This is a genomic window from Pseudomonas sp. Irchel 3E19, from assembly GCF_900187585.1.
Lineage (GTDB): Bacteria > Pseudomonadota > Gammaproteobacteria > Pseudomonadales > Pseudomonadaceae > Aquipseudomonas > Aquipseudomonas baetica.
Genome location: NZ_FYDT01000050.1, coordinates 27,446 through 45,551, shown reverse-complemented (window position 1 = coordinate 45,551; position 18,106 = coordinate 27,446). Strand labels below are relative to the sequence as shown.

Genomic DNA, 18,106 nt, shown 5'->3' with positions numbered 1-18,106 from the left:
GTACCGATACTTCCGGCTGGCCATCTGGATACGTGCGATATTGAACCCCGTCCCACGAGTGCGTTGTTTTCAGCAGCTGCGTCACCTCAACTTGAGGCTCGGTCGCTACGGCCGTCGGGACATGCATGGCGCCAGCAAGCAAGAGGAGCTCAGCCATCAGGACAGTTGCAAAGCGCGTTCGGACAGGTGGATGGCAGAACATAAAAAAGTTCCTTCGTTGAACAATAAGGCTGCTGGGGTAGTTTAGTGGCGAGCGGCGATGTCAGTCACTTTTTGACAAGCCATTCGATCAAACTCTACGGCTCTCCATTCGTACCGACAATGATGGATTGATGGATGCACAGTGCCTGCGATCAGGATAGCGCCAAGAACCTTATGAAAAGCAGCGAATATCTGTTGCCCTCTTTCAATGTCTGACCATACCAGATTGCTATCGGATAAGCGGGAACCAGTATGCCGATCAGTTGTGCGGATGTTTCGACGGACGACCAGCATTCCGATTTGCAACGCGATGAGTTGTCGAAGACCGGCTGCGAGCGAGGTCATCAGCGCCTAGAGATCCCATCGCTGGCCGTCCCTGTGACGTTCAGAATCACCTGAGGTGACGTCAATAACTTACGAGCGCGCGGTGGTCATGGTTTGCGACTTACTCCGGTTACTCATTTGAAGCGTCAACAGGCCCGGCCCTTCGGGTTGTGCCTTAAAGCGGGCCAGGCTGCGTTGCAGGCCTTGGAAAGGGAACACCATTCCCAGCGGCCTGCGCTTGGCCTTGCCCGCTTTAAGGCGACAACGCGGCGGGGAAACTAATTGAGAAAGCCCCCTAGGTTTATTACCTGCATAGCGCAGCTTGCGGTACTCGCTGGCCTCCATGAGCCTGGGAAGTCTCACCGTAACCTGAGAAAGAATTTTCATGATCCTTGCCCTCTTCGAGCCGCCTTTATTCTCTCAACCAGACTTCTTCCAGTCGTCCTATCAAGCCGCGCCGGTTCACGATAGTGAGCATTCGACTCTACGTAATAATTGCGTCCATGCTTGATCGGGGTAGGAGTGATTCGCCCTTCGCGCGCCCATTTTCTCAGCGTATTGGGACTGGGTGGCGTTCTGAAGTGATCGTTAGCCCATTCAGTGAGAGTCAGTTTGCTCATGGCGCACCCAACGATAAAAGTGAGATCAAATATTATTTCAATCGAAGCTCTGGGGTCCTCTTGGTCTCGCACTGCCCACCGAGACGACTGATAACGACTTGGCGCAACACCTTCGGATGTCCGTCCCCGCCGAGAATAAATGGAAAGGAATTTTCCCGCAGCCAGCGCGATTGTGTTGCAGGCCGTTCGTAGCCGGTCAGGTCGGCTACCTCATCCCTCGTCAACAGCATCGCATCTCTCCTTGCTGATCTCGACCACGGTGGGCGGGAATGCAGATATTGGAAACGCTACAGGATCACTACAAAGGCTGTCATTAAGCTGGCATAACCGAGCCAAAACCACCCATTCAGGCACAAAAAAGGCACTTGCGAGAAACGCTAAGTGCCTGATTTGTAACGCTTATTTGGTGGAGCCGGGGGGATTTGAACCCCCGTCCGCCAGTACTCCGCTGTCGGTACTACATGCGTAGCCGTTTCTATTAAGTTAACCCTCAGCGACCCGAAGGGCAGGGTGCTTTGGGCGAGTTGTGTAAGTTTTAGCCGCTTCGTCCACAACGTACTGCACGGCGATTCTGTTCTATATGACAATCATTTTGGGTTTACAGACATCCCCTGATGATTGCTGGACCCGAAGGTACCAGGAGCATTGTCAGCTGCAATTAAGCAGCGAGAGCAACACCGTATTGGTCGTCATTGGCAACTATAAGTAGTTGCAACAGTGGATTTACGACTTCTGTTACCAAGTCGGCATGCACCTAAAGTTTCGCAACCGGCGTCGAATCCTAAACGGCCCCGAACTCGTTGCTCTGTACATCTTGGCGAGCAACAAGCCTGCGCAGTGTACGCCAATCGGCGGACAAGGCCAACCCGAAGGTTGGCCTTCTGGTACGTCATTTATTTTCAGGATTACGAGTTTGTATTTTGGTGACTACGTTGGAAGTGATCGCAACGCATTCCTTGTCATTCCCGGCTTTTTGAGCCATTTCGGCTTTTTCCCGGGCAGCTTTGATGTTGTCGTCGGTATTTTCCGAAAGAGCCGGCTGGCTGGTCTCGAAGTCCTTGATGGTTTGAAGATTCCCGGCACAAAGGTCTTTGTCTGCCGCAAACACCGGCGACGTCAGCAGGGCACCAGCGATGAACAATCCAGCAATTGCAGAAAGCTTCATGGGTATCTCCTTGAACGGTTGGGCTCGGTGCTGCCGGACGATCTGGCGGCGATGCCGAGGTCGTAACAGGCCACGTTTCGTCGCGGGCCTGTTCAATCGACCGCGACGGCACGCAGGAATTCGGTTTTTTTGTAGCGGGTATGAAAAGTCCGCTCACCCACTCAAACCGATAAGGCCGACTCGAAGGTTAGTCGGCTCTCGGGTTATTTGTTGGTGTTCCCCGTCGTTTTCTGGATTTCCAGAAGGGTTTGCTGGGTTTCGGCCAGACATTCATCGGTTTTGCCTTGGGCCTTGAGGGCGCGGGCTTTACTCACACTGGCCGAGACGCGTGCATTCAGATCGGACGATGTCTGGTATTGCGTCTTGGCACTTTCGATTTGATTCAAATTGGCATCGCACAGGCTTTCTGGCTTGTCGGCGGCGAACGAAGTGGACGCCAGCATAGAGGCAGTAACAAACAGACCTAACAGTACAGAACGCTTCATGAGTATCTCTTTGCACTGAGGAATCCAGATTTCGCTGACCGTCAAAGCAGACCACCGAAAAGAGGACAAGCCCCGAGCGTTCGGGGCTTGTTCAGTGGACTGTCGTCTCGCGCAAGGGTTCTGTTTTTCTTCAGCAGGCCTTCGCCTGAGTGACCCTGTCGACCAGATAAACCAGGCCGTGAAAGTCGATCCCTCCATGCTGTGTCAGGCCGATTTCGCACGTGCGACTGGTGGAAATCCCTTCACTGCAATGCTGCACCGCGTCCTTGAGTGTGCGCAGCGAATGGCTGTTCAGTTCCGGCGTGGTAAAACCCTTGTCGCCAGCAAACCCGCAGCAATGAATGCCCTCCGGAATCACCACGTTTTTACTGCACTTGCGCGCCAGGTCAATCAGCGCCTGGCTTTCGCCAAGATGCTGAGTGCTGCACGTCACGTGTACGGCAATCGGTGCGTCCTGTTGTGTGAACTCCAGTCGATCAAGCAGATGCGTACGGATGAAGCGCACCGGGTCGTACAGATCCAGACGAACATCGCCGACATCCTGCACCAGTCGCAGCGTGCACGGACTGGTGTCGCAATAGATCGGATCGATCCCGCCGCGACTGGCATGCAGCAGTGCGCCGATCAACTCCTGGCGCTTGTGTTCAGCCTGTTCGGCATAACCTTTGGAGGCGAAGGGCTGACCACAGCAGAGGTTGTCTTGGTTGTCCGGGAACACCACTTGATATCCGGCCTTCTCCAGCAGTCCACGGGTTTTGTCGTACAGCGACATCTGTTCTTTATCACCCGCCGCCGGGCCCATGACCCGCGATACGCACGCGGCCAGATACACCACTCGCGGGCGTTCGTCCGACACGCTCGGACTGAAACGAATGGCCTTCTCCGGTTGCGGCATCGCGTTCGTCCACAGCGGCACCTGGCCTTTGGACAACCGTGTCAGAGTCGCCGAAAGCTTCGTCAGACGCGGCGCACCCAGCAACATCCGTGCACCGTTGGCCACATGCAGCGTAAAGCGTGCGCCTTGCAGCGTCTTGGCGAAATTTCCTTCGATCCAGTCAGCGGTTTTCTGATGCGTCGCGTGTCGGCCACGAAGCTTTTTCACCAAGTCGCCGGTGTTGATGCCTACAGGACAACGTTGCGCGCACAAGCCGGTCGCCGCGCAGGTATCGATGCCTTGGTATTCGTAGGCTTCTTCCAGTTCTGTGGTGTCGACGCCTGCACGTTTTTTCGCCTGAATGTCGCGCCAGATCACGATGCGCTGGCGCGGGCTCAGGGTCAGTCCTTTCGACGGGCAAACCGGTTCGCAGAAGCCGCACTCGATGCACTTATCGACAATCTCGTCAGCCGCCGGCAGCGGCTTCAGGTGCTTGAGGTGGATCTGCGGATCTTCGCTGAGCACCACGTCCGGGTTAAGAATGCCGTTCGGGTCGAGCAGGCGTTTGAGCTGCCACATCAGTTGATAGGCATCACTGCCCCATTCCAGCTCCACGAACGGCGCCATGTTGCGCCCGGTGCCGTGTTCAGCCTTCAGTGAGCCGCCGAATTCCACCGCCACCAGTTGCGCGACGTCGTCCATGAACGCTTGATAGCGTGCGACTTCTTCCGCGCTGTTGAAGCCTTGGGTGAAGACGAAATGCAGATTGCCTTCCAAGGCGTGTCCGAAAAGGATTGCTTCGTCGTAAGAATGTTTGTCGAACAGCTCGATCAAGCGGTTCACACCGATGGCCAGTTGCTCGACCGGGAAGGTCACGTCTTCGATGATCACCGTGGTGCCGGTCTTACGCACTGCGCCGACAGCGGGGAAAGTGTCCTTGCGGATCGCCCAGAGCCGGGCGTTTTCTACAGGGTCTTCAGTGAAGTCGACCTGCTTTTCCACCGGGAAGCTGCTGAGCGACGCCATGATCTGCGCCAGTTGTTCCTGCAGCAACGTGGAAGACGCGGCGCGGGATTCGATCAGCAGCGCGCAGGCATTGCTCGACAGCTGTTGTACGAAAGAAGGCATGCCCGGTTTGTCCTGCACCGAGCGCAGGCTGCGCCGATCCAGCAGTTCCACCGCGGACACCGGTTGGCTCTTCAGCACGGTAACGGCGTTGCAGCAGGTTTCCACATCCGGGAACACGATCAGCGCCGAAGCCTTGTTCGGATGATCGATCACGGTGTCGTAAGTCACTGCGCTGATAAAGCCGAGCGTACCTTCGGAGCCGACCAGCAAGTGGCTCAAGATATCCACAGGCTCATCGAAATCGACCAGAGCGTTGAGCGACAGGCCGGTGGTATTTTTCAGACGGTATTTGTGGCGGATTCGCGCGGCCAGTTCGGCGTTGGCGCGGGTCTCGCGACCCAAAGTCGCCAGGCGTTCGAGCAGATCGCCATGGCTTGCGCGAAAGGCTGCGACACTGGCGGCGTCTTCGGTATCAAGGCGCGTGCCATCGGCCAGCACCAGACGAAGCCCGGCCAGCGTGTGATAGGTGTTTTGCGCGGTGCCGCAGCACATGCCGCTGGCATTGTTGGCGACGATGCCGCCGATCTTGCAGGCGTTGATCGACGCCGGATCCGGGCCGATCTTGCGTCCGAACGGGGCCAGCCAGGCATTGGCCTGCGCGCCGATCACCCCCGGTTGCAGGCGGATTTGCATACCTTGGCCGCGAATCTCCCGAGCGTTCCAGTTATCCCCAAGCACGATCAAAACGGAGTCGCTGATGGCCTGCCCCGAAAGGCTGGTGCCGGCGGCGCGGAAGGTCACCGGCACATGGTCGCGCTGGGCCAGTTGCAGCAGTGCCACCACTTCGTCTTCGGACTCGACGCGGATGACCAGTTGCGGAATCAGTCGATAGAAACTGGCATCGGTGCCAAAGGCCAAGGTCGACAGCGGATCGTCAAAACGGCGCTCGACCGGAATCAGTTGTTGCGCATCACGCAGGAAAGCCGCTGGTAACGTCATTGGTCCTCCAGAATCAGCACCACCAGGTCTTTCGGGCCGTGGGCGCCGTAGGCCAGCACTTGCTCGATGTCAGCGGTTTTCGATGGGCCGGACACCAGCAGCGCGTTAGTCGGCATGCCTTGCGCCCACCCGAATTCCTGTTGCACCTGATAGAAGTTGTCGCGGATTTCGCTGGCCTTGAGCAGGGCGAAATGTACCGGTGGCACCAGACTCATCAGGCGTGGTTCTTCGCGGGTCGGCCAGAGGATCAGGCTGCCCGTGGCCGCGATCGCGCCGAGGGTGCCGGTGAGGCTGGCCGGGGTATCGTTGAACAACTCGGCTTTCCATTCTTCCATCGGCCGGTCGTAGGAATTCAGTGCCGGCAGATCAGGATTGTTCGCCCAGTGTTGTGTGATGCGTTCCCCGTGGGGCGTTGTCGGTGCAATCAGCAGACTCGGTAACTGGCGATCGTGCAGCAATTGCGCAAGCAACACCGGCCACTCTGCGGCAGTGCTCAGATGGATTTCTGTGTGTACCGCTTCCATCAGTTTGCGCAGTTGCGGGATGCGTTGTTCGGCGCTGTAGGTGTAAGGCTGGGTCACCAGATCGACATCGAAGTCGTCGGCAATCGGCGTAGCGCCGGTCAGACTTTTGCGTAGTTTGCCGAGGATATTTTGCTTGGCGCTCATCAGCGGTCTCCCTGTTTGGCCAGATGCTCGCGGGCCATGTCATGCAGTGAGCGGGCGGCGGGTTTCGGCGCGCTGTGGTTCTGCGTCCATGGGCCGACGTTGCTTGGAGTGAGCGCACGCAGGCGCGTGGCGAAGAAGCCGAACAGTCGATACAAGGTCGGCGAGCTGTTGAGCTTCGCCCAGGCGTTCCAGATGAAGCGTTCCTTGCGCGAATACTTGCTGCCCTGGCCGCGCATCACTTGATGGGGGCTGTCCGGCGCTTTGACGTTCTCTTCGCGTAGGCGACGCAGTAAAGCAGGGATAGGAATTTTTACCGGACACACTTCACCGCAGGCACCGCACAGCGAAGAAGCGCTTGGGTGGTCGGGGACTTTCGCCAGGCCGACCATGTGCGGGGTGATGATTTTGCCGATCGGCCCCGGGTAAACCTCGCCATAGGCATGGCCACCGACACGGGTGTAGACCGGGCAATGGTTCATACAGGCGCCACAGCGAATGCAGTTCAGGGTCTGGCGCAATTCGCTGTCGGCGAAGGCCTGGCTGCGACCGTTGTCGAGGAGTACCAGGTGCACTTCCTGCGGGCCGTCGAGTTCGTGTTCCTTGCGCGGGCCGGAGATCATGTTGACGTAGGTGGTGATTGGAATGCCCAGTGCCGAGCGGGTCAGCAGTGACAGCAGTGGCACAACATCGCGCAGGTTCTCCACGACTTTTTCGATGCCGGTGACGGCGATGTGTACCGGCGGCACAGTGGTGGTCATGCGGCCGTTGCCTTCGTTTTCCACCAGCAACAGGGTGCCGGTTTCGGCCACGGCGAAGTTGACACCGGAGACGCCGATGTCCGCTTCGAAGAATTTCTGCCGCAGGACTCTGCGACCGATCTGAATGAGTTGGTCAACGTCCTTGGTGTACTCCACGCCAAGTTTGTCGTGGAACAAGGACGCGACCTGACCGGCATTCTTGTGGATCGCCGGCATAATGATGTGTGAAGGCTTCTCGTGGTCGAGCTGGACGATGTATTCCCCCATGTCGGACTCCAGGCATTCAACACCTTGAGCCTCGAGGAAATGGTTCATCTCCATCTCTTCGCTGACCATCGATTTGCCCTTGATCACTTGCCGCGCCTCGTGAGCCCGGATGATCGATAAGACGATGCCATTGGCTTCGTCCACCGTTTCCGCCCAGTGCACTGTCACACCGTTGCGGGTCAGGTTCTGTTCCAGTTGCTCGAGCAGGTCGGGCAACTTGGAGAGCGCGCGCGCTCTGATCGAATTGCCCAGAGCACGCAAGTGTTCTCTTTCGTGGGCATCGCTGAAAGCCGCTGCCCGCTTGGTCATCAGTGAATCCATTGCAGTGCGGAAGTTGTTCCGTAACTGTGGGTCACCCAAGGCGTTGTGCGCCCGGGTGCGGAAATCTTCTTCTACGGCAACCGTAGGAATAATCGTCGAGGTGCTCATTGCGCACTCCCGGTTCGCTGCCAGAGGAAGCTCGCCAAGTGTTGCCCGCGCAAAGCTTCCTGCTGTTTTTCCAGCGAGCCGTTGATGTTCATCAAACAGCCGCAGTCGGCACTCAACACCTTGTGCGCGCCGGATTCCTTCAGCGCCCGGGTCTTGTCAGCTACCATCGCGCCGGAAATGTCTGGCATACGGACGCTGAATGTCCCACCGAAGCCACAGCATTCGCTTTCGTGGTCGTGATTGACCCGTTCCACGTTGCTCAACTGCGCCAACAACTCGCGGCCGTGCAGGTGGGTGTTCATCTCGCGACGTGCCGAACACGATGTGTGCAGCGCCACTTTCACCGGTTCGCCGCTGTCCTTGAGCTGCACCTTGCAGACGAACAAGAGGAATTCGGCCAGTTCATAGGTGCGGGCCGCGAGGGCCTGGACCTGTTTCAATGTTTGCGGCTCGTCCTTGAACAAGTCGGCGTAATGTTCGCGCAACATCCCCGCGCAGGAACCCGATGGCACCACCACCGGATAATCCCCGGCAAACAGCGCCAGTTGCGAGCGCGCCACGGTCCGCGCCTGCTCGGTGTAACCCGAGGTGTAGGCCGGTTGTCCGCAGCAACTCTGCCCTTGCGGGTACTCGACCTTGATCCCTTCGCGTTCCAGCAAGTGGATCGCGTCCATCCCGGCTTCGGGGTAGAACAGGTCGACCACGCACGTCCCGAACAGGTAGACCCGCGACGGTTTCTCGTTGGGGTATTGCCGAGGTTCGGGCAGTGGCGGTGCAACGCGGGTCGCGTTCGGCACGGCGTTGTAATAAAGCTCGCTCATCAGGCGTGTCTCCGGGTGGTCCCGGTTATCCGTCTGTTGCGGCTGCTGAATATAAAGAGCGTTGCTTTCAGCAGCCTTACAGACCGGGTTGTGAATTGCTGACGCCGGCATCACCCACCGGCGTCGGTTTTTTCCATGTCGCGTGTAGGTTTAGTGCACCAGCATGCCGGTGAGCCAGTAGGCCTGCGCCAGCGTGATCAGGCCGACGATCGTTGCAAAGAATAGGCTGTGCTTGAGGGTGAAGCGGAACAGATCCGATTCCTTGCCCACCAGCCCGGTCGCGGCGCAGGCCACGGCGATCGATTGTGGCGAGATCATTTTGCCGGTCACGCCGCCGCTGGTATTCGCCGCTACCAGCAGAGTGTCGTTAACGCCGATCTGATGTGCGGTAGTGGCTTGCAGCGAGCTGAACAGGGCGTTGGACGAGGTGTCCGAGCCGGTCAGGAACACGCCCAGCCAACCAAGGAACGGCGAGAAGAACGGGAAGGCTGCGCCAGTACCGGCCAATACCAGGGCCATCGTCGAAGACATGCCGGAGTAGTTGGTGACAAAGGCGAAGGCCAGCACCATGCCGATCGACAGGATCGGCCAGCGCAGTTCGTAGAAGGTCTCTTTCAAAGTGGTAAGACCAATTTTGAAGTTGATCTTCAGCACCAGCATCGAGATCAGCGCGGAGAAGAAGATCGCTGTGCCGGTCGCGGAAATCGGGTCGAGTTTGAACACGGCCGGGATCGCGGTTGGCGCGGCCACGATCGGTGCGGTTTTAATCACCAGTTGATCAAGGTGCGGAATCGCGAAGTTGAACACCCACGCGTACATCGAGCCACCAGCGGCGAACATGGCTTTGAAAGGCTTCAGCGTCCAGATCGTCACCAGCACGGTGAGGATCAGGAACGGCGACCAGGCGATGAAAATCTCCCAGAGGCTGTAAGGGGAAACCGCGGTGGCGCGCTTCTGGCCGAAACCGCCGACGCTGCCGGTGATGGCGGCGCTGGAAGTGGCGCCGGCGATTTGCGCGCCTGCGGTGCGTTTCGGCTGCCAGACTTTGAGGAACAAGGTCAGGGAAATCAGGCTGGCCAGGGCCGAGGTGATGTCCGGCAGTTCCGGGCCGATGAAGTTCGACGTGAAGTATTGAGTGATGGCAAAGCTCAGGCCCGCGACCAGTGCGGCCGGCCAGGTTTCACGTACACCGCGCATGCCGTCCATCATGAACACCAGCCAGAACGGCACGAACAGCGACAGCAGTGGCAGCTGACGGCCGGTCATGGCGCCGATCTTGAAGGCGTCGATGCCAGTGACCTGGCCCGCAACGATGATCGGAATCCCCAGTGCGCCGAAGGCTACCGGCGCGGTGTTGGCGATCAGACACAGGCCTGCGGCGTACAGCGGATTGAAGCCCAGTCCGACAAGAAGGGCGGCGGTAATCGCCACCGGGGCGCCGAAGCCGGCGGCACCTTCCAGAAACGCACCGAAGCAAAAGCCGATCAGCAATACCTGCAAGCGCTGGTCGTCGGTGATCGATAGCACCGAGCTGCGAATGACCTCGAACTGACCGCTTTTGACCGTCAGTTTGTAGAGGAATACCGCCGCGACAATGATCCAGGCAATCGGCCACAGACCGTAGGCGAAGCCATAACCAGCAGCGGCGAAAGCCATATCGACCGGCATCTGGAACGCGAAGATCGCCACGGCGATGGACAAGGCCAGCGTGATGCTGCCGGCCACATGGCCTTTGAGGCGAAACACCGCCAGAGCGAGGAAGAAGAAAACGATGGGGATGACGGCCGCGAGTGCGGAGACGCCGAGACTGCCGAGCGGGCTGTAGAGCTGTTGCCAGGTTTGCATATGGGGTGGCCCCTAATTGTTGTTGGTCAGGCACTGTCAGCGTTCTTGGATAATTGGTAAGACCAATTTACAATCGCTGTTGGCTAGGGTAAAAGCCTTGATGGCGGTGTGTCAATTTGTCGCCCTGAAACTTTTATCGAATGAGCGGTGCAGAACACATCTGATCCGGTTTTGGCCGGTGTCGCTGGTAGGTGTCGAGAAGGCGCCGATAGGCCAGAATAGAGAGCCCGGCGAGCGATCGGGATCGTGGAGAAATGAGTGATGGGGTTTGATCAAATTCGGCAGCGCCGTTTGTCTGACGATATTGTCGAGCGACTTGAGGGGATGGTCCTAGAGGGCACGTTGAAGTCCGGTGAGCGGCTGCCGGCCGAGCGCGCGCTGGCCGAGCAATTTGGCGTATCACGTCCGTCGTTGCGTGAGGCGATTCAAAAACTGGCGGCCAAGGGATTGCTGGTCAGTCGCCAGGGCGGCGGCAACTACGTGGTGGAAAGTCTCGGTTCGACGTTCAGCGATCCACTGCTGCAATTGCTGGAAAGCAATCCCGAGGCGCAGCGCGATCTGCTGGAATTTCGCCACACTCTGGAGGCATCGTGTGCCTATTACGCGGCATTGCGCGCCACCGATGTCGATCGCGAACGGCTGACTGCTGCGTTCGAAGAGTTACAGGACTGCTATTCGCGCTATGACGACGTGAGTCGGGCGGAAGAGGGGGCGGCGGATGCGAAGTTTCATCTGGCAATCGCAGAGGCCAGCCATAACGCCGTGCTGCTGCACACCATTCGCGGGTTATTCGACCTGCTCAAGCGTAACGTCGTGACCAACATCGGCGGGATGTACAAGCAGCGCACTGAAACCCGCGACATGTTGATCACTCAGCATCGGGAATTGTATCTGGCGATTATCGAAGGGCGCGCAGAGCAGGCACGGGAAGTCTCAAGCCGACACATTTTGTATGTGCAGGAAGTGCTGGAAGAGGTGCGGCAAGAGGTTCAGCGCATGGCTCGGGCCGAGCGGCGCAAGGGGATGTGATCAGGTGTTTCGGGGTTGATCTGAAACTGATTTCGCGAGCAGGTTCGCTCCCACATTTGAAATGCATTCCAAATGTGGGAGCGAGCCTGCTCGCGAATACGACCTAAAGGCAGAAGAAATTAATCTTCCTTGCCCTTGTTGCGCACCGCACGCTGCAACTCACGACCCGCATCGCGTTCGCGCTCGGTGTCACGCTTGTCGTATTCCTTCTTGCCCTTGCCCAGAGCAATCTCGCACTTGACCATGTGCTTGCTCCAGTACCAGGACAGGCATACGCAGGCGTAACCTTTTTGCTGCACAGCGGCGGCGAGCTTTTCCAGCTCGCGGCGGTTGAGCAGCAATTTGCGCGTGCGCACCGGGTCGGCGATGACGTGGGTGCTGGCGGTCATCAGAGGCGTGATGTGACTGCCGAGCAGCCACGCTTCGCCATCCTTGAGCAGCACGTAACTGTCGACCAGTTGCAGCTTGCTTGCCCGCAGACTTTTTACTTCCCAGCCGGCCAGGACCAGACCAGCCTCGAACTTGTGCTCGATGAAGTAATCGTGTCGCGCCTTTTTGTTCTGCGCGATGGTCCCTGTTGGGTGTTTCTTCTGTTTAGCCATAGGGGCGGCATTATATGGAGATAAACGGCCGTCGGCTACGGTGATGCTGCGTGCTTGAGCAGGTTGAGTGAATCCCGGACAATGCGGCCTCTTTTTCTAACGCTTGGGCGTGATAAACGATGTCGACAGACAAGGTTTCTGTCCACGGCAGTTGGGCTAGCCGCTGGGTATTCATACTCGCCGCGACCGGTTCGGCCGTGGGACTGGGTAGTATCTGGAAGTTCCCCTACATGGTCGGGGTGTACGGCGGCGGCGCCTTTGTGCTGATGTTTCTGGCGTGTATCGCTTTGATCGGCATTCCCGTCATGCTCGCTGAAACCCTGATCGGCCGGCGCGCCCGGCAGAGCCCGGCCAACGCCTTGAAGGTACTGGCGCTGGAAGCCGGGCACTCGGCCAAGTGGTCGTGGGGCGCCTTTGCCGGGATGATTACGGCGCTGCTGATCCTGTCTTTCTATAGTGTGGTGGGCGGCTGGTCGCTGGATTACATCGTCGATATGGGCCGCGGCGACTTCCAGGGGGCCACGGCCGATCAGGTTGGCGCCTACTTCGGCAATGTCATTGCCGATCCGTGGCGCCTGACACTTTGGCACACGATTTTTATGCTGCTGTCGGCGCTGGTGATCGCTAAAGGCGTGGTTGCCGGCCTTGAGCGCAGCCTGCGCATCATGATGCCGCTGCTGTTCGTGATGGTGCTGGTGCTGCTGGGGTACAGCATGACCACCGGGCACTTCATGGAGGGCGTGCATTTCATGTTCGATTTCCACCCGGAAAAAGTCCTCGACGGTCTGCTGCCAGCGATGGGGCATGCTTTCTTTTCGCTGAGCGTCGGCGTGGGCTCGATCATGATCTACGGTGCTTACATGCCGAAGAACACGTCGTTGTCCGGCACGGTGGTGGGCGTAGCACTGCTGGATACCTTCGTATCGCTGGTGGCTGGTCTGGCCTTGTTTCCGATTGTGTTTGCCGGCGGTCTGAATCCTAGCGAAGGGCCTGGCCTGATGTTCGTCAGTCTGCCATTCGCTTTCGGTAACGTGGCTTTCGGTCAACTGATGGGAGTGGTCTTCTTCGTTCTGGTGGCGATTGCTGCCTGGAGTTCGGCGATTTCCCTCTTGGAGCCGATGGTGGCTTATCTGGTTGAGCGCACCAAAGTCAGCCGCGCCTGGGTGACGTTCTGGCTGGCATTCATTTGCTGGTTCGTCGGTTTGGGTACGGTGTTCTCCTTCAATATCTGGAAGGAAGCCAAATTTTTCGTGAACGAAGGCGGGATGTTCCATCTCTATCAATGGGGTGCGGCGAGCGGTCTGGATTTCTTCGGCGTGATCGATTTCTTCACCTCGCGGATCATGTTGCCGCTGGGTGGACTGTGTTTCGTACTGTTTGCCGGATGGGTGATGGGGCGTGAAGCGGTGCGTGATGAGCTGTCGATCCGACATCCGGCGCTGTTTGCCCTGTCTTTGTTCTTGATGCGCTACGTGGCGCCTATCGGCATTGTTGTAGTGTTTGCCGCTCAGCTCTGGAAGTAACGCTTACATGACGACACATATTCAACGATCAGCTTTGCTGCCTTACCCGGCCCAGTTCCTTTATGACCTGGTCAACGACGTGGCGCGTTACCCGGAATTCTTGCCGTGGTGTTCGTCTGCCGAGGTGCTGGAAAGCTCGCCAGAGCATATGCGCGCCAGTGTTGGCGTGGCGAAGGGCGGCCTCAGTCAGCATTTCGTCACGCGCAATACGCTGGTGCCGGGGCAGTCGATCGAGATGAACCTCGAAGAAGGCCCGTTCAATCAGTTGCACGGCGTCTGGGTGTTCAAGGTGTTGAACGAGAAGGCCTGCAAGATCAGTCTGGATCTGTCGTTCGACTATGCCGGTCCGTTGGTGCGAGCCACCTTGGGGCCGCTGTTCAATCAGGCGGCGAATACGCTGGTGGATGCATTCTGCCAGCGCGCCAAGCAGATGCATGGTTAAGGCTGTGATCGAGATAGAGGTCGTGTATGCGGCCGTTGATCGTCAGGTCTTGCGCACGGTTTGTGTCCCCGAAGGATCTACCGTGCGTGAGGCGTTGCTCAAGTCAGGGATTGGCGACGAGTTTCCTCGGCTGGATCTGGCTGGGTGCCCGCTGGGGATCTTCGGCAAAGTGATTGCCGATCCTCAGGTTCGCCTGATTCAGGCGGGGGATCGCATCGAAATTTATCGCCCGTTGCTCGTCGATCCAAAGGAAGTGCGGCGCTTGCGTGCCGCCAAGGCTGCCGAGGCGAAAGCTCGAAATCAGTGAGAAGCCAAACCGCAGACAATAAAAAACCCGGAATTTCCGGGTTTTTTATTGCGTCGCAAATTATTGCGGCGAGGTGTCCAGCGGCTCTGGCGTCGGAACCGGAACGGTTTCTACACCATCGACGTCCTTCTGGATCTGATCCAGCAAGGAACCTGGCTTGGCCGGTTTTTCCGGCTGTGGCTTCTCGGCGTTTTCAGCAGGAGCGGTCACGGTCGTGCCACTGTCCTTGCCGAGAATGGCTTCGTCACGGCTGACGCCCGGCATAAAGTCACCGGACAGGCTGACAAGCTGGTCGTTTGAGTTGAAAATAACGCTGATGCGTTCCTGTTGGCGTTCACCGCCACCCGGTTGCAGGCTGTACAGATAATCCCAGCGATCGGCATGGAACGTGTCGGCAAGCAGGGGATTGCCCATGATAAACCGTACTTGCGGCCGGGTCATTCCCGGGCGTAACTGGTCTATCATGTCCTGCGTGACGACATTGCCCTGCTGGATGTCGATTTTGTAAACCCCGGGGAATGAACAACCGGCGAGTGCGAGCAGTCCCACAAAGGTGAAACTGGTTAGCAAGAGCTTGGTGTTTTGCATCGGTGGGCGACTTCCACTATCTTGGCTGGGACAACGTAAACGCCGATCATACCCGCATTAAGAGAAGCTGCGAAGCAGCATCGCGAGAAAGCTGACCATGGTTGAAAATAGCGAACTACGCAAAGCCGGCCTCAAAGTGACCCTGCCACGGGTCAAGATCCTGCAAATGCTCGACTCCACCGAGCAGCGTCACATGAGTGCCGAGGACGTCTATAAGGCGTTGATGGAAGCTGGCGAGGACGTCGGTCTGGCCACGGTTTACCGTGTTCTGACCCAGTTCGAAGCGGCTGGCCTCGTGGTCCGTCACAATTTCGACGGTGGCCACGCGGTATTCGAATTGGCCGATGGTGGTCACCACGACCACATGGTCAACGTGGAGTCGGGCGAAGTCATTGAGTTCTTCGACGAAGAAATCGAAAAGCTTCAAAAAACGATCGTCGAGAAGCATGGCTTCGAGATGGTTGATCACAATCTGGTGCTGTACGTCCGCAAGAAAAAGTAAGCATGTCGCGCGAATTTCACATTCGCGAAACGAACGAAGGCGACCCAAGGGTCGCCTTCGTGCTTTCTACTGTGCCTAAACTTTCGCGGTGACAACCATCTTCTTGGCGTGAGCCAAGGACTCTTTGGTCAGATCGATACCGCCGAGCATCCGCGCTACTTCTTCTATACGGTCGTTTTTGCTTAGCTTGGAGACAGCGGTGTGCGTCGCTTCTGTACCGCGCACTTTGTGCACGAAGAGATGCTGATGACCCTGCGCCGCCACTTGCGGCAAGTGTGTCACCGTCAATACCTGCCCGCGCTCACCGAGCCGGCGCAACAGCTGCCCGACAATTTCAGCGGTCGGGCCGCCAATGCCCACGTCGACTTCGTCGAACACCAGTGTTGGAACGCGAGAGGTCTGTGCGGTGATGACTTGAATCGCCAGGCTAATCCGCGACAGCTCACCGCCGGACGCCACTTTCGCCAGCGCCTTCATCGGCTGGCCGGGGTTGGCGCTAACCAGCAGTTCGACCTGTTCGAGCCCGTTAGGCAAGAGTTCGTCGCTGCTGTTGGCTTTCAGTTCAATGATGAATCGACCGCCAGGCATGCCCAGGCGCTGAATTTCCTGCTCCACTGCACTGGCCAGGATGCCGGCAGCCTGATGCCGCAGATCGCTGAGCTCCCGTGCCTTTTCCTGATAGTGGCGGGCATACGCGGCCAGTTCTTCGCCCAGGCGCTCGATGGATTCGTCATTGGCGTTGAGGGTTTCGATCTCATCCAGCAGCTTTTGCTGCATTTCACTGACTTCGGTCGGCTGGATACGGTGCTTGCGTGCCAACGTATAAATAGCGTCGAGGCGCTCTTCCAGATATTGCAGGCGCGCCGGATCGGCATCGAAGTTATCAAGAAAGCGATTGAGTTCGCCGACCGCTTCTTCGACCTGGATCTGCGCGCTGGTCAGCAAACTGCTGGCTTCGCCCAGGGCGCCAACCGAATTGTTCACGCTCGACAGGCGGTTAAGGCTGGCAGTCAGTGCGTTCAGCACATTGCCGGAATCACTTTCGCTGCACTGTTCGACGACTTGTCGGCATATGCCAAGCAGGGTTTCGGCATTGGTCAGGTTTTTGTGTTCCTGTTCCAGCTGTTCGAGCTCGTTATCACCGAGGCCGAGGTTTTCCAGTTCTTCGAGCTGGTAGCTGAGCAATTGATGGCGCGCGCGTTGTTCGTCGCCGGAGTTGGAGAGGCGCTCCAGCTCCTGGCGGGTCTGGCGCCAGCGCTGTGCGGCCAATTGCACTTGACGGGCGAGATCGGTCGCGCCCGCGTATTCGTCCAGCAGGCGGCGATGGGTGTCGGTCTTCAGCAGAGACTGGTGTTCATGCTGGCTATGAATATCAATCAGCAGTTCGCCGAGGGACTTGAGGTCGCCAAGCGGGCAGGGAGTACCGTTGATATAGCCGCGAGAGCGTCCTTCAGACGTGATGATCCGACGCAGGATGCACGGACCGTCGATGTCCAGATCGCGCTCGGCCAGCCAGGCGCTGGCCTCGGGGATATCGACCAGATCGAAAGTCGCCAGGATATCGGCCTTGTCGGCGCCCGGGCGAACCACACCGCTGTCGGCGCGATCGCCAAGGGTCAGGCCCAGGGCGTCGAGCATGATCGACTTGCCTGCGCCGGTTTCCCCTGTGATCACGCTCATCCCTCGATCAAGTTCGAGATCGAGATGTTCAACGATGGCGTAGTTGTGTACGGACAGGTGCACCAGCATAAAGGCCGCTCCCAAGCTTGAGGTCTGGTTATTTATACAGTGTTTTGTTTGAGGCTGACAATGCCCTCCCTTAGCTCGATTTGCTTGATAGGCGGGAATGCTTAGCGCATCGAGGAATGAAAAAAGCAGCACTTTTTTGTAGGGTTAATGCTTTAAGCCCCTTGAAGCCTGATTTTGCGGCCCCATATATCGGGGCAGAAGCGCGAGTTGAACTCGCGGACGATATTGAAAGGAGAATTCTATGGCTGACGAACAGACAGTAGATAAGCAAAACCCAGAAGCCAATCAGGCGCCCGAGGGTTCGGGTGACGACCTGGCGACCCGTGTACAAGTGCTCGAAGAGCAATTGGCCGCCGCGCAGGATCAGTCTCTGCGAGTCGCTGCCGATCTGCAGAACGTCCGTCGTCGTGCCGAGCAGGACGTGGAGAAGGCGCACAAGTTTGCGCTGGAAAAATTCGCCAGCGACCTGCTGCCGATCGTCGACAGCCTGGAGCGCGGCCTCGAGCTGTCGAACCCGGACGACGAAAGCATCCGTCCGATGCGCGAAGGCATCGAGCTGACCCTGAAAATGTTCCACGACACCCTCAAGCGTTACCAGCTTGAAGCGATCGATCCGCATGGCGAACCGTTCAACGCCGTTCAGCATCAGGCAATGGCCATGCAGGAAAGCGCAGACGTAGAACCGAACAGTGTTCTCAAGGTGTTCCAGAAAGGCTACCAGCTCAATGGCCGTCTGCTGCGTCCGGCGATGGTCGTGGTCAGCAAGGCGCCTGCGCCAATTTCGCCTTCGATTGACGAGAAGGCTTGAAATTAGCCGCAAGGCCCCCATTTAGAAGTCAA

General features: G+C 58.0%; 19 protein-coding genes, 1 other RNA gene and 1 pseudogene. 6 read left to right on the top strand and 15 right to left on the bottom strand.

Going from position 1 to position 18,106, the window contains the following annotated elements; all coding sequences use genetic code 11:
- From CKW18_RS30810 to CKW18_RS24075, 12 genes and pseudogenes are all read right to left on the bottom strand, one after another.
- Positions 1-202, bottom strand: a pseudogene (locus CKW18_RS30810) (cupin); the annotation flags it as partial.
- A gap of 413 nt (positions 203-615) precedes the next feature.
- Positions 616-912 carry a hypothetical protein gene (locus tag CKW18_RS24125; RefSeq protein ID WP_095191085.1) on the bottom strand — a complete coding sequence of 99 codons (297 nt, stop codon included), beginning with the start codon at positions 910-912 and terminating at the stop codon, positions 616-618.
- A complete protein-coding gene (locus CKW18_RS24120) occupies positions 909-1,145 on the bottom strand; it encodes an excisionase (RefSeq protein ID WP_095191084.1) in 237 nt (78 codons plus the stop codon). The genes CKW18_RS24125 and CKW18_RS24120 overlap by 4 nt, the downstream gene beginning before the upstream one ends.
- A gap of 32 nt (positions 1,146-1,177) precedes the next feature.
- The gene (locus tag CKW18_RS24115; RefSeq protein WP_095191083.1) at positions 1,178-1,375 is read right to left on the bottom strand and encodes a DUF4224 domain-containing protein; all 198 of its coding nucleotides are present in this window, start codon (positions 1,373-1,375) and stop codon (positions 1,178-1,180) included.
- 174 nt (positions 1,376-1,549) lie between these two features.
- Positions 1,550-1,938: a transfer-messenger RNA gene (gene ssrA, locus CKW18_RS24110) on the bottom strand.
- Positions 1,939-2,034: 96 nt separating this feature from the next.
- Positions 2,035-2,310 (bottom strand): hypothetical protein, encoded by a 276-nt coding sequence (locus CKW18_RS24105; RefSeq protein ID WP_095191082.1) that lies wholly within the window; start codon positions 2,308-2,310, stop codon positions 2,035-2,037.
- Positions 2,311-2,513: 203 nt separating this feature from the next.
- Positions 2,514-2,795, bottom strand: a complete 282-nt coding sequence (locus CKW18_RS24100) for a hypothetical protein (protein WP_095191081.1) — start codon at positions 2,793-2,795, stop codon at positions 2,514-2,516.
- A 130-nt stretch (positions 2,796-2,925) separates the two neighbouring features.
- Positions 2,926-5,736 carry an FAD-binding and (Fe-S)-binding domain-containing protein gene (locus CKW18_RS24095; RefSeq protein ID WP_095191080.1) on the bottom strand — a complete coding sequence of 937 codons (2,811 nt, stop codon included), beginning with the start codon at positions 5,734-5,736 and terminating at the stop codon, positions 2,926-2,928.
- Positions 5,733-6,404 carry a lactate utilization protein gene (locus tag CKW18_RS24090; RefSeq protein WP_095191079.1) on the bottom strand — a complete coding sequence of 224 codons (672 nt, stop codon included), beginning with the start codon at positions 6,402-6,404 and terminating at the stop codon, positions 5,733-5,735. Before CKW18_RS24090 ends, CKW18_RS24095 begins: the two co-directional genes overlap by 4 nt.
- Positions 6,404-7,858, bottom strand: coding sequence for a LutB/LldF family L-lactate oxidation iron-sulfur protein (locus CKW18_RS24085; protein WP_095191078.1), 1,455 nt, complete (start codon positions 7,856-7,858; stop codon positions 6,404-6,406). The genes CKW18_RS24090 and CKW18_RS24085 overlap by 1 nt, the downstream gene beginning before the upstream one ends.
- A complete protein-coding gene (locus tag CKW18_RS24080) occupies positions 7,855-8,679 on the bottom strand; it encodes a (Fe-S)-binding protein (RefSeq protein WP_095191077.1) in 825 nt (274 codons plus the stop codon). Before CKW18_RS24080 ends, CKW18_RS24085 begins: the two co-directional genes overlap by 4 nt.
- Positions 8,680-8,829: 150 nt before the next feature.
- A complete protein-coding gene (locus CKW18_RS24075) occupies positions 8,830-10,524 on the bottom strand; it encodes a lactate permease LctP family transporter (protein ID WP_095191076.1) in 1,695 nt (564 codons plus the stop codon).
- 261 nt (positions 10,525-10,785) lie between these two features.
- Here CKW18_RS24075 and CKW18_RS24070 point away from each other — a divergent pair, with 261 nt between their 5' ends.
- Complete coding sequence (locus tag CKW18_RS24070) at positions 10,786-11,553, top strand: FCD domain-containing protein (protein WP_095191075.1); 768 nt, start codon at positions 10,786-10,788, stop codon at positions 11,551-11,553.
- 119 nt (positions 11,554-11,672) lie between these two features.
- On the opposite strand, the gene smpB is transcribed toward CKW18_RS24070, so the two are convergent.
- On the bottom strand, positions 11,673-12,155 hold the full coding sequence (gene smpB, locus CKW18_RS24065) for an SsrA-binding protein SmpB (protein WP_007915208.1): 483 nt from the start codon (positions 12,153-12,155) through the stop codon (positions 11,673-11,675).
- A 119-nt stretch (positions 12,156-12,274) separates the two neighbouring features.
- On the opposite strand from smpB, the gene CKW18_RS24060 reads away from it, so the two are divergent.
- From CKW18_RS24060 to CKW18_RS24050, 3 genes are read left to right on the top strand one after another with little or no spacing between them, the layout of a single operon-like run.
- Positions 12,275-13,678, top strand: coding sequence for a sodium-dependent transporter (locus CKW18_RS24060; RefSeq protein ID WP_095191074.1), 1,404 nt, complete (start codon positions 12,275-12,277; stop codon positions 13,676-13,678).
- 7 nt (positions 13,679-13,685) lie between these two features.
- The gene (locus tag CKW18_RS24055; protein ID WP_016986510.1) at positions 13,686-14,120 is read left to right on the top strand and encodes a type II toxin-antitoxin system RatA family toxin; all 435 of its coding nucleotides are present in this window, start codon (positions 13,686-13,688) and stop codon (positions 14,118-14,120) included.
- Positions 14,113-14,427 carry an RnfH family protein gene (locus CKW18_RS24050; RefSeq protein WP_095191073.1) on the top strand — a complete coding sequence of 105 codons (315 nt, stop codon included), beginning with the start codon at positions 14,113-14,115 and terminating at the stop codon, positions 14,425-14,427. Before CKW18_RS24055 ends, CKW18_RS24050 begins: the two co-directional genes overlap by 8 nt.
- A 60-nt stretch (positions 14,428-14,487) precedes the next feature.
- On the opposite strand, the gene CKW18_RS24045 is transcribed toward CKW18_RS24050, so the two are convergent.
- Positions 14,488-15,015, bottom strand: coding sequence for an outer membrane protein assembly factor BamE (locus tag CKW18_RS24045; protein WP_095191072.1), 528 nt, complete (start codon positions 15,013-15,015; stop codon positions 14,488-14,490).
- Positions 15,016-15,112: 97 nt separating this feature from the next.
- Between CKW18_RS24045 and fur the strand changes: the two genes are divergently transcribed.
- Positions 15,113-15,517: a ferric iron uptake transcriptional regulator gene (gene fur, locus CKW18_RS24040; RefSeq protein ID WP_095191071.1), complete on the top strand. Its 405-nt coding sequence runs from the start codon at positions 15,113-15,115 to the stop codon at positions 15,515-15,517.
- Positions 15,518-15,592: 75 nt separating this feature from the next.
- Here fur and recN read toward each other — a convergent pair whose 3' ends face one another.
- The gene (gene recN / locus CKW18_RS24035) at positions 15,593-17,266 is read right to left on the bottom strand and encodes a DNA repair protein RecN (protein WP_095191070.1); all 1,674 of its coding nucleotides are present in this window, start codon (positions 17,264-17,266) and stop codon (positions 15,593-15,595) included.
- Positions 17,267-17,507: 241 nt separating this feature from the next.
- On the opposite strand from recN, the gene grpE reads away from it, so the two are divergent.
- Complete coding sequence (grpE, locus tag CKW18_RS24030) at positions 17,508-18,074, top strand: nucleotide exchange factor GrpE (RefSeq protein ID WP_095191069.1); 567 nt, start codon at positions 17,508-17,510, stop codon at positions 18,072-18,074.
- The last annotated feature ends 32 nt before the right edge of the window (positions 18,075-18,106 follow it).

What these genes read in the sequence shown, in the direction of transcription:
- CKW18_RS24125 (WP_095191085.1), bottom strand. Translation starts at nt 912, where the DNA reads ATGAAAATTCTTTCTCAGGTTACGGTGAGACTTCCCAGGCTCATGGAG.
- CKW18_RS24120 (WP_095191084.1), bottom strand. Translation starts at nt 1,145, where the DNA reads ATGAGCAAACTGACTCTCACTGAATGGGCTAACGATCACTTCAGAACG.
- CKW18_RS24115 (WP_095191083.1), bottom strand. Translation starts at nt 1,375, where the DNA reads ATGCTGTTGACGAGGGATGAGGTAGCCGACCTGACCGGCTACGAACGG.
- CKW18_RS24105 (WP_095191082.1), bottom strand. Translation starts at nt 2,310, where the DNA reads ATGAAGCTTTCTGCAATTGCTGGATTGTTCATCGCTGGTGCCCTGCTG.
- CKW18_RS24100 (WP_095191081.1), bottom strand. Translation starts at nt 2,795, where the DNA reads ATGAAGCGTTCTGTACTGTTAGGTCTGTTTGTTACTGCCTCTATGCTG.
- CKW18_RS24095 (WP_095191080.1), bottom strand. Translation starts at nt 5,736, where the DNA reads ATGACGTTACCAGCGGCTTTCCTGCGTGATGCGCAACAACTGATTCCG.
- CKW18_RS24090 (WP_095191079.1), bottom strand. Translation starts at nt 6,404, where the DNA reads ATGAGCGCCAAGCAAAATATCCTCGGCAAACTACGCAAAAGTCTGACC.
- CKW18_RS24085 (WP_095191078.1), bottom strand. Translation starts at nt 7,858, where the DNA reads ATGAGCACCTCGACGATTATTCCTACGGTTGCCGTAGAAGAAGATTTC.
- CKW18_RS24080 (WP_095191077.1), bottom strand. Translation starts at nt 8,679, where the DNA reads ATGAGCGAGCTTTATTACAACGCCGTGCCGAACGCGACCCGCGTTGCA.
- CKW18_RS24075 (WP_095191076.1), bottom strand. Translation starts at nt 10,524, where the DNA reads ATGCAAACCTGGCAACAGCTCTACAGCCCGCTCGGCAGTCTCGGCGTC.
- CKW18_RS24070 (WP_095191075.1), top strand. Translation starts at nt 10,786, where the DNA reads ATGGGGTTTGATCAAATTCGGCAGCGCCGTTTGTCTGACGATATTGTC.
- smpB (WP_007915208.1), bottom strand. Translation starts at nt 12,155, where the DNA reads ATGGCTAAACAGAAGAAACACCCAACAGGGACCATCGCGCAGAACAAA.
- CKW18_RS24060 (WP_095191074.1), top strand. Translation starts at nt 12,275, where the DNA reads ATGTCGACAGACAAGGTTTCTGTCCACGGCAGTTGGGCTAGCCGCTGG.
- CKW18_RS24055 (WP_016986510.1), top strand. Translation starts at nt 13,686, where the DNA reads ATGACGACACATATTCAACGATCAGCTTTGCTGCCTTACCCGGCCCAG.
- CKW18_RS24050 (WP_095191073.1), top strand. Translation starts at nt 14,113, where the DNA reads ATGGTTAAGGCTGTGATCGAGATAGAGGTCGTGTATGCGGCCGTTGAT.
- CKW18_RS24045 (WP_095191072.1), bottom strand. Translation starts at nt 15,015, where the DNA reads ATGCAAAACACCAAGCTCTTGCTAACCAGTTTCACCTTTGTGGGACTG.
- fur (WP_095191071.1), top strand. Translation starts at nt 15,113, where the DNA reads ATGGTTGAAAATAGCGAACTACGCAAAGCCGGCCTCAAAGTGACCCTG.
- recN (WP_095191070.1), bottom strand. Translation starts at nt 17,266, where the DNA reads ATGCTGGTGCACCTGTCCGTACACAACTACGCCATCGTTGAACATCTC.
- grpE (WP_095191069.1), top strand. Translation starts at nt 17,508, where the DNA reads ATGGCTGACGAACAGACAGTAGATAAGCAAAACCCAGAAGCCAATCAG.